This is a genomic window from Companilactobacillus nodensis DSM 19682 = JCM 14932 = NBRC 107160 (genome assembly GCF_000615905.1).
In the GTDB taxonomy this organism is placed as follows: domain Bacteria; phylum Bacillota; class Bacilli; order Lactobacillales; family Lactobacillaceae; genus Companilactobacillus; species Companilactobacillus nodensis.
In genome coordinates, this window is the sequence record NZ_BAMN01000019.1 from 27,260 (window position 1) to 42,728 (window position 15,469).

General features: G+C 38.1%; 12 protein-coding genes and 2 pseudogenes. 12 read left to right on the top strand and 2 right to left on the bottom strand.

Translation table 11 applies throughout. The features are described from left to right. The first annotated feature begins 122 nt into the window (after positions 1-122). The 4 genes and pseudogenes from JCM14932_RS11130 to JCM14932_RS15420 all read left to right on the top strand — a co-directional run bounded on the left by JCM14932_RS11130 (position 123) and on the right by JCM14932_RS15420 (position 8,027). Entirely contained in the window at positions 123-2,006 is a 1,884-nt protein-coding gene (locus tag JCM14932_RS11130) for an LTA synthase family protein (protein ID WP_025024916.1), read from the top strand. A gap of 202 nt (positions 2,007-2,208) precedes the next feature. Further along, positions 2,209-4,949: pseudogene (locus JCM14932_RS15415) on the top strand (cation-translocating P-type ATPase). A gap of 103 nt (positions 4,950-5,052) precedes the next feature. Then, on the top strand, positions 5,053-6,027 hold the full coding sequence (locus tag JCM14932_RS11140) for a DMT family transporter (RefSeq protein WP_025024917.1): 975 nt from the start codon (positions 5,053-5,055) through the stop codon (positions 6,025-6,027). 375 nt (positions 6,028-6,402) lie between these two features. Then, positions 6,403-8,027, top strand: a pseudogene (locus tag JCM14932_RS15420) (APC family permease). 218 nt (positions 8,028-8,245) lie between these two features. On the opposite strand, the gene JCM14932_RS11150 reads toward JCM14932_RS15420, so the two are convergent. Next, positions 8,246-8,995, bottom strand: a complete 750-nt coding sequence (locus tag JCM14932_RS11150; RefSeq protein WP_025024918.1) for a sulfite exporter TauE/SafE family protein — start codon at positions 8,993-8,995, stop codon at positions 8,246-8,248. An 83-nt stretch (positions 8,996-9,078) separates the two neighbouring features. On the opposite strand from JCM14932_RS11150, the gene JCM14932_RS11155 reads away from it, so the two are divergent. From JCM14932_RS11155 to JCM14932_RS11190, 8 genes are all read left to right on the top strand, one after another. Further along, the gene (locus tag JCM14932_RS11155) at positions 9,079-9,633 is read left to right on the top strand and encodes a TetR/AcrR family transcriptional regulator (protein WP_025024919.1); all 555 of its coding nucleotides are present in this window, start codon (positions 9,079-9,081) and stop codon (positions 9,631-9,633) included. A gap of 42 nt (positions 9,634-9,675) precedes the next feature. After that, on the top strand, positions 9,676-9,816 hold the full coding sequence (locus tag JCM14932_RS16620) for a hypothetical protein (protein ID WP_155832122.1): 141 nt from the start codon (positions 9,676-9,678) through the stop codon (positions 9,814-9,816). 146 nt (positions 9,817-9,962) lie between these two features. Beyond that, positions 9,963-10,796, top strand: coding sequence for an ABC transporter ATP-binding protein (locus JCM14932_RS11165; RefSeq protein WP_025024920.1), 834 nt, complete (start codon positions 9,963-9,965; stop codon positions 10,794-10,796). A 1-nt stretch (position 10,797) separates the two neighbouring features. Continuing rightward, entirely contained in the window at positions 10,798-11,667 is an 870-nt protein-coding gene (locus JCM14932_RS11170; protein ID WP_025024921.1) for an ABC transporter permease, read from the top strand. Positions 11,668-11,693: 26 nt separating this feature from the next. Further along, on the top strand, positions 11,694-12,146 hold the full coding sequence (locus JCM14932_RS11175) for a LytTR family DNA-binding domain-containing protein (protein WP_025024922.1): 453 nt from the start codon (positions 11,694-11,696) through the stop codon (positions 12,144-12,146). Between the two features lie 30 nt (positions 12,147-12,176). Continuing rightward, a complete protein-coding gene (locus tag JCM14932_RS11180; protein ID WP_034543308.1) occupies positions 12,177-12,554 on the top strand; it encodes a DUF3021 family protein in 378 nt (125 codons plus the stop codon). A 105-nt stretch (positions 12,555-12,659) separates the two neighbouring features. Next, complete coding sequence (locus tag JCM14932_RS11185) at positions 12,660-13,205, top strand: DUF1836 domain-containing protein (protein ID WP_025024924.1); 546 nt, start codon at positions 12,660-12,662, stop codon at positions 13,203-13,205. After that, on the top strand, positions 13,202-14,053 hold the full coding sequence (locus tag JCM14932_RS11190) for a DegV family protein (RefSeq protein ID WP_025024925.1): 852 nt from the start codon (positions 13,202-13,204) through the stop codon (positions 14,051-14,053). Before JCM14932_RS11185 ends, JCM14932_RS11190 begins: the two co-directional genes overlap by 4 nt. 261 nt (positions 14,054-14,314) lie before the next feature. Here JCM14932_RS11190 and JCM14932_RS11195 read toward each other — a convergent pair. Next, positions 14,315-15,469, bottom strand: a 1,155-nt coding sequence (locus JCM14932_RS11195) for an SLAP domain-containing protein (protein ID WP_025024926.1), incomplete at its 5' end; no start/stop codon positions are given.

The following is a 15,469-nucleotide window of genomic DNA, read 5'->3' on the forward strand; positions in this document are numbered from 1 at the left end:
TTGATTTTTGTTTGTCAGAACTACTTTCAGACTATTAATAATCGATTTTAATTCCCATTTTTAAATAAATTAGGTTAGTATATAGAAGTGTTAATTACGAAATAATAAGGTGTTATTAAATAATGAAAAGATTTAACAAAATTTACGCATTACAAGTTGTTTTCATAATCTTGTCGGCATTACTGATGGGATTTGTTTTGGAGTACTCACAAATCGGTGGAGTACAATTTGCGTTTTCTACCATTACACAGACGTATCCAGGAATGTATCTCGTAACAGCGACGATATTGTTCTTGATTTATATGGGATTGTACGGAATCATCAATCGATTCTTTTATTCAACGGCGGTGTTTTATGTTTTCTTCCTTATATACGCTGTCGCCAATCGACTGAAAGTCATGTATCGAACTGAACCAGTTTTGCCAAGTGACTTGATGTTCTTGAGTAATATCAAAGAATTATTAACTATGGTCAGTTTGAAACTTGTCCTAGAAATCGTTGTAGCTCTGTTAATCGGTATCGCCATTTGTATTTTCTTAGAGAGAAAGTTTGGTAAGTCGTTGCTCCGTATGAAGTGGCCAGCCCGTGTGATTTTTATTCTATTAGCAGTGCTGAGTCTGGGTAGTTTTTACTCAGCTAATGATGAAGGATCACTGACTAACAAAGTTTTGGCGAAGGCTGGACGTTCAGATTTCACTGCCAACTTGATTTGGGAAACCAACAGCAATGGTCCATTGATCACATTTTTAACTAATGTTCGCGTCAATGTCATGGATCAACCTGAAGGATACAGTGAGGCTAAGATTGATTCAATTGTTAAGAAATACAAGAATGTTGCTTCAGACATTAATCAAGATCGTCCGAACAGCAATGTTAATAAGCAAACATTGATCTTTGTTTTGAGCGAAAGTTTCGCTGATCCGAGTCGGGTTCCGAATGTCAAAATCAATCAAGATGCGATTCCTAATATCCGTCAAACCATGAAAGACAATACTTCTGGTCTGATGCTCAGTTCTGGATACGGTGGGGGAACCGCCAATATGGAATACATGACTTTCACAGGTTTGGCATTTAACCAGTTCTCTAAGTCATTGCAATCACCATATGTACAGTTAGTTCAAAAACAAAGTAATCCTGAAAATATCACTAATCAATTCAACACGAAGGCTGCTATTCACCCTTATATTGGTAATTTCTATAGTCGTGCCAGTGTTTATAAGAAGTTTGGATTCCAAACGTTTAGAAATATTGATACAAGTGGCAACTTAGCATTGCAGTATACTCAACCTGCAGATGGCGGACAGTATATCGGTGATGAAGCAGCGTATAACGACGCCTTGTGGCAAGTTAATAATGTCAAAGATGGTCAATTCATTAGTTTGGTCACGATGCAAAATCATATGCCATACACTAATAAGTACAAGGATAATGAGTTCAAAGCTAGTGGTAGCGGTACTGGTAAGAATGCCAAACAAGTCGCTAACTTCTCTAAAGGTTTGAATTTGACAGATGCTTCAACTAAGGCCTTCCTAGAAAACCTTGATAAAATAAATAAGCCCATTACAGTTGTTTGGTATGGTGACCATTTACCTGGTATTTATGATGGCAACAGTATGGAGAAATACAATGTTGTTCAACATGAGACAGAATATTTTGTTTACAGTAATAAATATGCTGTCGAGCATGACAAGGCTACAAAGAAATTAAATAGTAGCACTAAGATAACTGACCCGAACGGATTCATTGCTTTGGCATACAAACAAATGGGACAAAAGGTTACACCATTCTACGCTATGTTAACTAAGATTCAAGAAGATGCACCAGCGATGGCGAAGAGTACAGTTGGTAATTCTGAAAGTCTCTACGTTAATAAGAAGACTGGTAAACAAGTAGATTACAAAGATCTAAGTAACAATCAAAAAAAATTATTGTCAGATTACAAGTTGATCCAATATGATTTAACAGCTGGAAAAGGCTACAGTACAAAAGCTGGATTTACAAAATAAAGCAAACACGAGTCGAAATTTCGACTCGTGTTTTTTTGCGTTGATATATACATAGGAAGGATTTTGTACTTTTAGTCAATATCTGGATAATATTTTTCTAAATGATGCGATTTATCTCGTATATCATAAAAATATTTGTTAAACTATAAGAAGACACTAATAGCCAATTAAATGAATATGCCAAATTAAAGGAGGCGTGGAGATGTTTTACAATCAAAGCAAAGATGATGTGCTGAAAGAACTAAATACTAGCCGTCACGAAGGATTAACTAAAAAAGAAGTTCAAGCTCGGCTTGAGAAGTACGGTCGAAATGAGATGCAACAAGATCCACCCACGCCGATTTGGAAAATATTTATTCACAGTTTCAAAGAGCCACTAGTAATAATTTTGTTGCTAGCGGTTTTGTTATCTTTGGTAAGTGGAATCTATGACTTAACTAGTAGTGGGGATGTCAAACATGCGATGTCATCCTTCTACGAAGCCATTGCGATTATGATTTTGATTCTGATCAACAGTGGTCTGTCCGTTTGGCAGACTGCTAGTGCCAGAAAGTCACTTGATAGTCTCAAGAAAATGAATGACCATCAAGTATCGGTATTGCGCGACAACAACTGGGAAAAAATCTCAGTCAATCTGTTGGTACCCGGAGATATTATCGGGGTTAAAATGGGTGACTTCATTGAAGCTGACGTTCGTTGGTTTAAAACGTCAGAATTGCAAGTTTTGGAAGCACATTTGACTGGTGAATCAGAACCCATCAGCAAAGCAGTTGAGATTTTACCTGAAGAAACTGATTTGGGTGACCGTAAGAATATGGGTTACTCAGGCTCCACGGTAACGAATGGTAATGGTTATGCCGTTGTTGTGGCAACTGGAATGGAAACTGAACTAGGTAAGATTGCTGGATTGTTAAAGGACACTCCAGATTCAAAAACGCCGATCGAAAAAACAGTTAACGAATTGACACGCAAGTTGATGTACGTTGCTGGTTGTGTGGTGTTATTCACTCTTGTGGCGGGTTCACTTAAGACGTGGCTAACAACTGGAACATTCTCATTCACTAGTTTTGCAGCGATTCTTTCGACAGCAATCGCACTCGCGGTTGCCGCAATACCTGATGCTTTGCCGGCAGTATTGTCGATCGTACTAACGATTGGTGCCACTGTTTTGACGAAGAGCAAAGGTTTGATCAAATCTTTGAACAGCGTTGAAACACTTGGTTCAACCACTTTTATTGCTTCAGACAAGACAGGAACATTAACTAAGAATGAAATGACCGTGACAAGGTTTTTTGCGAATGGAATTGAGTTCGAGGTTGAGGGCCGCGGCTATGACCCATTAGGGAGATCACTCCTAATGGCCAAGTAGAATCAGCGAGGCAATTTATCGTTGCAAGTATTCTAAACAACGAATCTAATGTATCCAAAAATGAAAATGGTAATTACGTTCCGTTCGGTAATCCAACGGATGTAGCACTAGTTGTCTTGGGTCTAAAGAACGACTTAGATCGTCATGAATTATTAAATAAGAAATCTGAGATTGACTATGATATTTTGAGGATTTTCCCATTTGACAGTACTCGAAAAATGATGAGTGTTGTGGTCAAAGCTGGAGATGAGTTCAAAGTGCTGACTAAAGGTGCGCCGGATGTCTTGCTTAACAAGGCAGATGCGGATACTGATAAAAAGGCATTCGAAGAAAAAATTGATAAGTTTGCTAACGAAGCTTTAAGAACTTTGGCGGTTGGTGAAAGGATTATTTCTGAAGATGAAGCTATGAACGCTGCAATGGAGGAATTAGAGAATAATATTTCGTTGCTAGGATTAGCTGGCATCATCGATCCACCTCGTGAGGAAGTTAGGCAGTCGGTTGAGACACTGCATAACGCCGATATAAATGTGGTAATGATCACGGGCGACCATGCCAAGACTGCTCAAGCAATCGCTGCTAAGTTAGGCATTATTTCTAATAATGGTACACAAGTTATGGAAGGCAAGCAGATCGATAGAATGTCTGATGATGAATTATTTGATCAAGTCGAGAACATCAGAGTTTATGCACGAGTATCACCTGAACACAAACAACGTATCGTTAATCAATTACAACGCCACGATGAAGTAGTGGCAATGACGGGTGATGGCGTCAACGATGCTCCAGCACTGCGTGCTGCTGATATTGGTGTGGCGATGGGAATCAACGGAACTGATGTAACGAAGGACTCGGCTGATTTGATTTTGTTAGATGACAAGTTCACAACGATAGAACATTCAGTTGAAGCCGGTCGAACGATTTTTACTAACATCAAGAATTTTATGCGTCATGAATTAACGACTAATGTGGCAGAAATATTGTCATTGATGTTTGGTCTGCTATTGATCACACATGATATTGGTAATGTCAGCAGTAATACGCCGACATTGACGGCTTTAATGGTATTGTGGGTGAATATGATCAGTGACGCCTTACCATCGTTTGCACTGGGTTATGATGTGCCAGAATCAGACATTATGAATGAACCACCACGTGATACGCATAAGTCGATTTTGGCTGATGGAATGATGAGTCGAATCATTGTTCGAGGAATTACCATGGGTGTGGTAGTTTTCATTGCCTTCATTTTGGCTGCAAGAAGTGGTATGCAAGTTGAGGAGGCACAGACAGTGGCATTCTTGACATTAGTCTTTGGACAATTGTGGAACGTCTTTGATGCTAGAAGTTCTAAGACATTGTTTCACCGCAATCCGTTCAGTAATCCTAAGTTGATTATGGCGGTAACATTCTCGGCACTGAGCTCATTGTTTGTGACGATCTCGCCGTTCTTCAATGAAGTTATGGGAACTGCCAGATTGAGTGACAGTGTATATCTAATGGTGATATTTATTCCAGCTATACCAGTATTCTTGATCTCAGGTATTAAAGCGATCTTACTAAAAAATAAATAATTAATATTTTTGTAGAACGTTTTCATAAATCGGGTCGAAAATACCATGCCAAGAAGAGTAAACTAGTATTGTTACTTTACAATTAGGGGATGAAACAAGCGTTTTGAAGTTAAAAGGTTTTCTATACATAATAATACCGATGTTTTTATTCAGTTCGATGGAAATTGCTTTGAAGATTGCCGGTGGTCAATTCAATCCAGTTGAATTGAACTTTATCAGATTTTTAATCGGTGGATTGGCATTATTGCCGTTTGCGATTCTTCACCTTAAGAAGAATGGCGTTAAGATGTCCTTATACGATTGGGGTCGTTGTGCTCTGACTGGTTTTGTCATCGTAGTTGTCAGCATGACACTATACCAATTGTCGATTCAGGTGACAGAAGCTTCTGTCATTGCCATTATTTTGAGTGCAAATCCAATTTTCGGATTGATCATTGGATTTATCTTTTTACATGAGAAGCTTTCCCGAACAAATGTCTTCGCCTTAGTGCTGACACTTGTCGGTTTATTAATTATTATTAATCCGTTTAATTTAAAGAATCCAATGGGAATCGTACTTGGACTTCTTGCATCGATCATCTTCGGTGTTTACGGAGTCATGTCGCGGATCAATGGACATAAGATCGGAATCAATGGTCTATCGATGACCTGTTTCTCATTCTTGTTTGGATCACTAGAATTGGGTGTGTTGATGCTATTAAGTCACACACCGATGGCCCAAAATTTACCAGCACACTACAGTGAGTTCGTTAATATTCCATTCTTCAAAGGTTTGACGTTACAAACATTACCATTGATACTTTACATTTCCGTATTGGTCACTGGTGTAGCTTTTGGTTTGTACTTCATCTCAATGGAAGAGGTTGGAATCGTTCAAGCGTCACTTATATTCTTGATCAAGCCAGCTTTGGCTCCGGTCTTGTCGCTGCTGATCTTAGGTGAAGCCATCACTAGTCGAACAATTGTAGGAATCGTTGTAATTCTATTAGGCTCAGCTATTACGCTTGTTGGTGAAGATATTGCTTATCGAGTTATTGCCATAGTAAGGCACCAAACTCGCCAGCATCATATCAATTGATAATAAAAAAGAAAGTTGTTATACTTTCGGTGTAATAAAAAAGGCAGATCTCACTGGTCTGCCTGAAACATCGTCCGCTTGGGCGGTAGCAAGAAATGCAAAAATAGCCGCGACTCGCTAAAGTCTTACTCAGCGGTTATTTTTTTGGTCAAATTTCAGAATTTCAATTACTAACAATGCAAAAGCAATTATCAGATATAAAACTTCATATACATTTAAATAAACAAACTAATCCAAAATTCAAAATTGGGCGCCAATCAATTTTGAATTTTTTTATATTAAAAAACGTTTTCACACATAAAGTGGTTCAAAAAGTTGTAAAATATTTAATTGCAAATGTTTACTAAACGATAAAAATATTTTCGGGGGATTTTTATGGAAACTTTAGAGCCGAAAAAAAGCTTCATTAGCTGGCCAGTACTGGCGTTGATGAGTTTTGTTACGGTAATTGGTTTTGATGATTTGACTTATAATTTTCAAAACAAGGTATGGGAGTTATCACTTCCTGGGTTATTATGCTATTTTTATATGTCATTCCATATTCACTTATGGTTGGACAGTTAGGATCAGTCTTCAATCATGAGGGTGGTGGACTGACATCTTGGGTTCGTGGAACTAGTGGCGAATTTCTAGGTTACTTTACAGCTTGGACATACTGGGCTGCATCAATTCCTTACGTTGTCGATACAGCTAATTCAATCGTTGTTGGATTAGGTTGGGCATGGTACGGAAATGGTAAATTACAGAATACGATGTCTAACGGTTGGTTCGCATTTTGGACCGTTATAACGTTCGTTGTCTTCATTTTTGTTCAATCTAGATTCAAGCACTCACTTGAATTTTTGAGTACTATCGGTGGGGTTGCCATGTTTGGAATGACAGTGTTATTCGTAATCATGACATTTGCCGCACTGGGTATGGGTGGTCACATTGCTACTCAACCAATGAATGTTCATACCATTGTTCCAAAATTTGACTTGCATTATTTAACTACTTTGGGTCTATTGATTTATGCAATGAATGGTGCTGAATTGATTGCTCCATTTATTACTAAAATGCGTAAGCCAAAGAGTGAATTTCCTAAGGCTATGATTATGTTAGCCGTTATGACGGCCTTCCTTACTATCTTCGGTTCATTCTCACTTGGTGTCTTCTTCGATGCTTATCATTTACCAAATGATTTGAAGATGAACGGTTCATACTATGCTTTCCAAGCTTTAGGTGAACAATTCCATATGGGAAATACTCTTATGTATATCTTTGCCTGGACTGAAGTATTCTACTTAGCTGCTTTACTAGCCGTATTGCTAGACGCTATGACTAGAATGTTGATCTCTGATACAGGTGCTAAATATATGCCTAAGGTTCTTCGTAAAAGAAACAAGTCAGGATTACCAGTTAATGGTTATCTATTAACTTGTGGATTGAGTGCCTTCATTATGTTACTAGGTATTTTCCTTCCAAGTATGAACGATATTTTCAATTGGCTACTGAACCTTAATGGAATCATTTCACCAGGTGTTACTTGCTGGATCTTCTTCGCTTTCATTAAAATTCGTATGGATAGCCAAAAATATCCTTCTGAATATGTCTACATTAAGAACGATAAAATTGCCTTGTCAGTTGGTTGGTGGTGCTTGATTATCACAGCCGTTGCAACAATTTTTGGTATTGCACCTCAAGATGTCGCTACTGGATCAAGTACATGGTGGTACGAATTGATTATTAACTTCGTTGCTATCATTGTATTGATTGGACTTGGTGCCATCATGCCATATGTCACTCGTCGTGAAGAACGTAGTCAAACTGGCTCAGCATTCACACGTCTACAATGGACAGGAATCCTTGCTACACTATTAGTTGTTATTGTAGGTGATTTGTACCTAGGTGGTTCAAAAGCTGCTAATAACATTGCTATGATCGCAGGATTGACTGTTGTCGGTGCTGTGTTGATCGTTATCTTTGGTTGGCATGAACGTGATTTAATTACAGAAGATTAATTAGTTAAGAGTTGGGAGAAATCTCAACTCTTTTTTGATGTCTTAAAATTGATATGTGAATATAATCTTGTTATACTTTCGGTGTAATAAAAAAGCAGACCTCACTGGTCTGCTTGAAGAATCGTCCGCCTAGGCGGTAGCTAAAAGTGCGAAAAATAACCGCGACTTCTGCTAAAAGTCTTAATCAGCGGTTATTTTTTTTGGTCAAATTTCAGAATTTAAATAACCATACGTGTACCCATGATAACCAAAAGTACACCGATAACAGGTCTAACGATTTTGTTGAACTTGATGGGATCAACCTTGGCCAATAATCTAGGAGCCAAAATAGCACCCAGAATTGCACCAATCATCAAGCTGATACCGATCGACCAATTCACATTGCCGCCTGAGAGATGGAATAATAATCCGACACAAGTAGTTCCAGCTAAGACGTATGAAGATGTCGCGGCGGCACGGACCATATCGAGGTTAAGTAATAATAGTCCGGCTAAAATGGGACCACCACCGCTTAAGCCTGCCACACCAACCATTAGTCCACTGATAATTCCAAATAACGACGCTTTTAAAGATTCATTAGTAGATTTCTTTGTGGATGATTTACTGGGAAAAAAGAGACGCATCAGAATTTGAAGTCCCAAAATAACTAGGATTAGTGCAACAATCCAAGTGTAGACTTTGATTGGTATATATGGAGCAAGCAATGCACCAACGGCAACAGCGGGTACCGCCGATATCAGCATTCTGTTACCGACTTTGAAGCGAATATTTCCGGCACGGTAGTGTCCGTAGGCACCGACGACTAGTGATGGAAAAGCTGTTAATAGTGAAGTTGCGGCTGCAACTGGAGCACTCAAATGGAAGACACTTGTCAGTACTCCTAGATAGAAGGCTGCACCGCCGCCACCAGTTGAAAGAACAAAAACACCAATTACAAATCCAATTATAACTAAGGCTAAATATGTCATATTTACATCTCCTACTTACAATTGGTAATTATAATTTACAAGTTGTAAAATGTAAAGAAAGCAATATATGGAGGCAATTATAAGTGGCTCAAAAACGTGACCTGTCAGAAGAAAAAATTATTCAAACGGCAATAGAAATAATTAATGATGGAAATTCCGATTCTGCGACCTTTAAGAATCTTGCCCAGAAGTTAGATTGTAAAACTCAAGCGTTGTATTTCTACTTCAAGAATCGTGACGCTCTAAATCTGGCTCTAACTAAGAAGTGCTTCGATAATCTAGACGATGAAATCAAAACTAAATGTATCGGTTATTCGGGTAAAGAAGGCTTGATTCAAACTGCAAAAGTCATGCGTGCATATGGGCTCAAAAATTTGTCATTGTCGTTGCTGGCCTTGAAAACATCAGAAACTTCCGATGATAAAAGTATTGGTGAAGCAGTTTTGAGATTGAAATATATTATGTACAAATTTATTGAAGAGTTCGTTACGGATGATGAGACTAAACTGACTATTACCCGTGGTATTCGGGCATTAGTTATTGGTGAAGTGGTCAATGAAGGAGTCGGCTGGTTCCACAATCCGTTGATTAAGAACACTGATAGCTTTGAGATTAATTTAGGCAAAATATTGGAGTAATGAATTATATTTGTAAGCATACAAAAAGAAAGTGGTGATAAGTTGAATGAAGAATTAGTTCCAAATGAGGTTACCCGTATGGCAATGGAAATCGCAAAGGACAAAGCTTTAGGAATAATCCCTGATGATACGCCGACTTTTACTGATGTTGATAAAATGATGGAATATTTAAATAAGCAATAAAAATCTTCCCAGAGAAATCTAGGAAGATTTTTTATTACCCAAAATTAACCACTAAACATCAAATACTTACCACTTGTTGCATAACTGGATACAAATAAAATTTTCTGCATAAAATAATGTTCATAAAGCAAATGGAGATGACCATTATGAAACTACTGCAAGCAACCTCATTAACCAAAAAATTTCAAAATAAAATAGCTGTTAATAGTATCAATCTGACGATCAACAAAGGTGACTTCGTCGCATTACTGGGACCCAACGGAGCTGGAAAATCTACCACGATCAATATGCTGACGGGAGTTATTCAACCAACTGACGGTCGAATTGATTTTGATGGCAGAACCAGCAACAATTGTGAATATAAGAACAAAATTGGGGTTGTTTTTCAGAATAGTGTTTTGGACGATAATTTGTCGGTCAAGGACAACATTATGGCCAGAGCCAGAATGTACAATAAGCCAACTCAGATTCAACCATTAATTAATAAGTTTGGATTGGAAAGTATCTGGAAACAAAAATATGGAAGTCTATCCGGTGGGCAGAAGCGTCGGGTTGATATTGCGAGAGCATTGATCAATAGTCCAGAACTATTATTTCTAGATGAACCATCGACTGGCTTAGATATTCAAACTAGAACCGCAATTTGGAATGTGCTTGATGAGTTGCGGCACAACATGGGATTGACGGTTATTCTTACAACGCATTATTTGGAAGAAACTCAAAATGCAGATTATGTTTACATTATTGATCAAGGCAAAATAATTGCTGAAGATACGGTTGATCAGCTTCAAAAGAAATATACGAAAAATATTTTGACTCTATATTATCAAAATGGTGAACCAAAAAATATTACTGTCAGCGATAAAAATCAGGCAATACAAATACTATCTAAAAATTCTCAAGTCATATCCGACTTCGCATATCGTCCGGGAACAATGAATGATGTCTTTATGAACTTAACTGGAAAGGAGATTCGCTAATATGAATGGATTAGTTTATCGCAATTTAAAAATGTACTTCAATGATAGAAGTGGAATCTTTTTCTCATTGATGGGTGCCATGATTTCTTTTATCCTATACCTAGCTTTTTTAAGTCAAAACATGATAAGTAGTTGGGGAAAAGTTCCTGATGCCAGGTTACTTCTAGATCCATGGTTAATTGGCGGAACTATGACGATTACTGCAATCACTACGACATTGAGTAGTTTGAGCTTAATGGTGAAGGATAGAGAAAGTAAAGTTTTGGCAGATCTCAGTTTGACTGATATTAGTTACATCGGGATTCAATGCTCATATCTGATTACCTCAGTGATCATCGGAGTAGTCATGCAATTAATTATGTATTTTATTATGGGAACGTATTTTTTGATTGTGGATAACAGTACTTTTGATCTGAGTCTTTTCCCACAAATACTTGGAATTGCAATTTTAAGTAGTTTTATGTGGACAATCTTTAATTTATTAATCCTATCGTTTGTCAGAAAAGTTGATACTCTAGGTAAAATATCAACGATCATTGGTACAGCTTCAGGATTCTTCGCCGGGGTATACATGCCGATTGGAGTATTGCCGACCACGATGCAGAGAATTATGAAGTACACGCCAGCACCATACAATACGGCGATGTATCGCAATATTCTGATGAATTCGCAATTACATAAGTCTTTCAAAGATTTGCCAGCGTCAGTATTAACTGAATTCAAAAAAATTATGGGGATAAGTATTCAATTGCATGGTACACTTACTTTTCAACAGGACATGTTGATAATTATTGGCTTTGCAGTAGTTATCAGTATCTGCGTATTGCTAATTTCGAGCATCAGTCGGAGATTAGTTATTAGCCGAGTCTAGTTGCAAGTTGTTTAGGAGAATGTGGGATGAAAATAAATTTTAATCAAGACGATAAAATTCCTAAAAATGAGATTGATGTCACCGTTAAAGCAGCCAATTTTTCTAATGAGGTTCAAGAACTAATGAAGAAGTTAGAAGAACTGAATTCCAAGTTTTCTGTTGTTCCACTTTCTGTTGATGATCGGGTGGTTATGGTTCAAATCGACCAAATCATTGCTATTGAGGTTTTTGAAAATGAATTAACGATCTATACACATGAGAATGTTTATCGTCTACGTGGTCAGTTGAAGAAAATGGTTGAGCGAATCAATGACGGTAACTTTGTCCAGATATCTAAGAATACTGTCATTAATTTGAATCATCTGGACTCATTGGAAACAGCTTTTTCGGGCAATATGACGGCCTTTTTGACAGATGATCTGAAGTTTAGTGTCAGTCGAAAATATTTGACCGAGCTAAAAAGACAGTTGGGGATGTGAGGTAAAGACATGAATAAATTATTTAAAGCTATGAGATATTTTTTGATTGGTGTTTTGTTGGGATCGTTCAGTTTCCTCCTCATAGGCCTGTTTCAAGGCGGAATAACAGCCACCGTACGTGGAATCATATCTCTATTCTTCTTCAGCGGTCTGATTGGAATTGTCTCGATGATATTTGAAACGGACTGGTTTAATTTTCCGATAAGACTGTTAATTCATATGGTTATTACAATAATCATTGTTGGGTTAATGATGTTTACAGCGGGATGGCAGATTATCAATCACAAGTTAGATTTTATTTTCACGGTGGTTATCATGTATGCGATAGTTTGGTTGATCATGTATCTCTCAGACATTGTCGGTACGAAAAAAATCAATGAAGCAATACGCAAAAGAAAGTCGAAGTGATTCGGCTTTTTTTTATTATTATTTTTATCTAGTTTTAAAAACTAGATTGAATAGTATTAATTATTATGATAAATTATATTAGTAATTATAAAGAGGTGCTTTTTAATGGATGAATTGCAAGAATGGTTAGATAATTTAGAGGAATTCAAGTTACCACGCTGGTCTGATCTGCCAGAATTGGATTTGTATCGAGATCAGTTGTTGACATTGATAGATAAGTACTTAGGTCCCATTTGGTTAGATGACGGGCCAATCGTTACTACATCAATGGTCAACAATTATGTTAAGAACGGACTTCTACCACATCCGATTAAAAAGAGATATACCAGAGAACATTTGGCGTATTTAATTGCTATTACTTTTTTGAAGCAAGTTGTCTCGATCAGCGAGATCGAAGAGGGCATTGAACTCATGACGAAGCTCAACGGCGGGATCGATAATGCCTTTGACTTCTTCTGTGCCAAGCAAGAGACAGCTTTGAAATTGATCAATCATCGGACTGAAGATCAGAAGTTGTCTGAAGGCAATGATTCTTCAGCGTACCTGATGGTTGAGATGGTAACAATGTCATTTGCATCCAAGTGGGTGACAAAGAAGATATTGATGCTAAGTGATAGTGACGGCTCGAAAGAAAAGAGTAAAGAGAAATGACAGAACGTATTGCTATATTGGTTGATTCCTGCTGTGATATCCCTGAGGAGTACCTTAAGAAGTCAGGAATCTATGAATTACCATTACAAATTATTTATAAAGACAAAACGTATTTAGATAGAAGAGATATTACGGCGGTTGAGGTTTATGACGGACTAGAAAAGGAGATTCCTAAGACGTCCCTACCTTCAGGTGAGTGTATCAATCAGACATTGGATGAAATTGCTGCAGATGGATATGATCACATCGTGTCGATCTCAGTTTCATCCGGTTTGAGTGGTACTTATAACTTCTTAAAAGTATTACTAGAAGACGATGACAGATTTACTTATACAACATTTGATACGAAGCAAGTTGCTGTGGCGGCGGGACTTATTGCCGTTGGTGCCAAGGACTTGATCGATGCTGGCAAGAGCTATTCAGAAGTTGTTGCTGGTGTTGATAAGATGGTCAAGAATACGGTGGTTTACTTCTGTATTCCAACGCTTGAATACTTGCGTGCCGGTGGTCGTATCGGTCTCGTAACGTCAGTGGTCGGTAGCATGTTAAAATTGGCACCGATCATTACATGCAATAGCGAAGGCATCTATACTACGGCTGCTAAGGCACGTGGTATGAAAAAGGGTCAGCGATTAATGCTTGATCTTGCCAAAGATTTCATTGGTGATCACAAGGATTATTTGTTGGCAGTCGGCCATGGTGCTGATGAAGAAATGGGTCAACGGATGGTCAAACTATTAGCTGATAACGGAATTCACGGTACTAAGCAATTCTTCGGACAGGTTGGACCTGCACTTGGGGTTCACACTGGTCCTGGATTAGTTGGTGTCGGTGTTGTGCGTTTATAGATTTTAAAAAGGTTTGGTTCTGCTTTTTAGCGGAATCAAGCCTTTTTTGTTTTAGAATCTCCGGTGCAGAAATATTCATCTGCCGTGGACCGGCTCGAGCCAAGGTCTCGAGCCTCGACTTGGAGCTTTGCATGGACCCGCAAATCTCCAAGCTCGTCCTTTTTCACGGCTGATAAATATTTCTGTACCTCCGACTGACATGTGAAATTTAGCAACAAAAAAAGTGCCATACAATATTTAAATTGTATGGCGCTTAATCGATTAAATCATATTATTAACATCAACATCGCTAGCTTTGACAAATTCATTTGTAGCAACACGATAATACTTATCACCGTTGATATATGTAATACTATCAACTTTCCAACTGCTATCATTCATCAATGATCTGTTGGTTACTGCAGCACCTTTGGCAGTGTAGACAGTTGTGTATGTGTTAGCGTGAGTTGTAACGACCATGTTTACTGGTGAGTAAACATAGACATCATCGGCACTAACAAACTTGTTTGTGGCAACACGATAGTACTTAGTATTGTTGATAACGTAAGTTTCACGATCAGTGATCCAGCTGCTGCTTGGAGCAAGTGTCTCATTGCTGATGACGACATCTTCAGCCTTGTATAGAGCCTTGTCAGAATCGTCATAAGTTCTAATGTGTAAGTTGAGTGCTTGATATGGATAAGCTTGGCTAACCTTAGCCCATTCATTTGTAGCAACACGGTAGTAGCCAACTCCATCGACAGTGATAGTAGCATCGCTGTACCAGTTAGTTTGATGCTTCAACATACGGTTTGTGACCATTGACATCTTATTGTCAGAACCAAGTTGATAAATCTCAACGTCTGGCTTGTCAGAATAAGTGGCAATTGTTTGAACCTTGTGTTCAATTACGCCTTCGTCAGGAGTTACAGGCTTGACAGTATTTGAGCTACCTGATGATCTTCTTGTGTATGAAAGAACGTCAGTTAACTTAACTTCCTTAGTTGGATCATTAGCATAAGTTATAGTAGGAGTTCCGTCAGCACCATAAGTAACAATAATAGATGGTGAATTGTAACCAGGTATTGCTGGAGCCGTGATTGTCTTAGGAGTATCACCATAGTGTCCGGCAGGGATGTCCAAAGTGATAGGGTCTTTTGAACCATCAGGGTTTGTGATTGATAGCTTTTGTGCATCGTTAGGTTTACCAGTATATGCAGCTACTGGATTATCCTTATCAAGGACATTACCAAATTGATCAGTTATAACTGGAGTACCGTCTTGACCATATACGACGTTAAGTACAGGGGTTACGTATCCGTAAACATCATCTTTATCATTAGTAATAGATTTAGGTTTGTCGCCATAATTACCAGCAGGAATATCCCAAGTAGTTTCAGTACCATCAGGATTATTGACCTTGATAGTATGGACCTT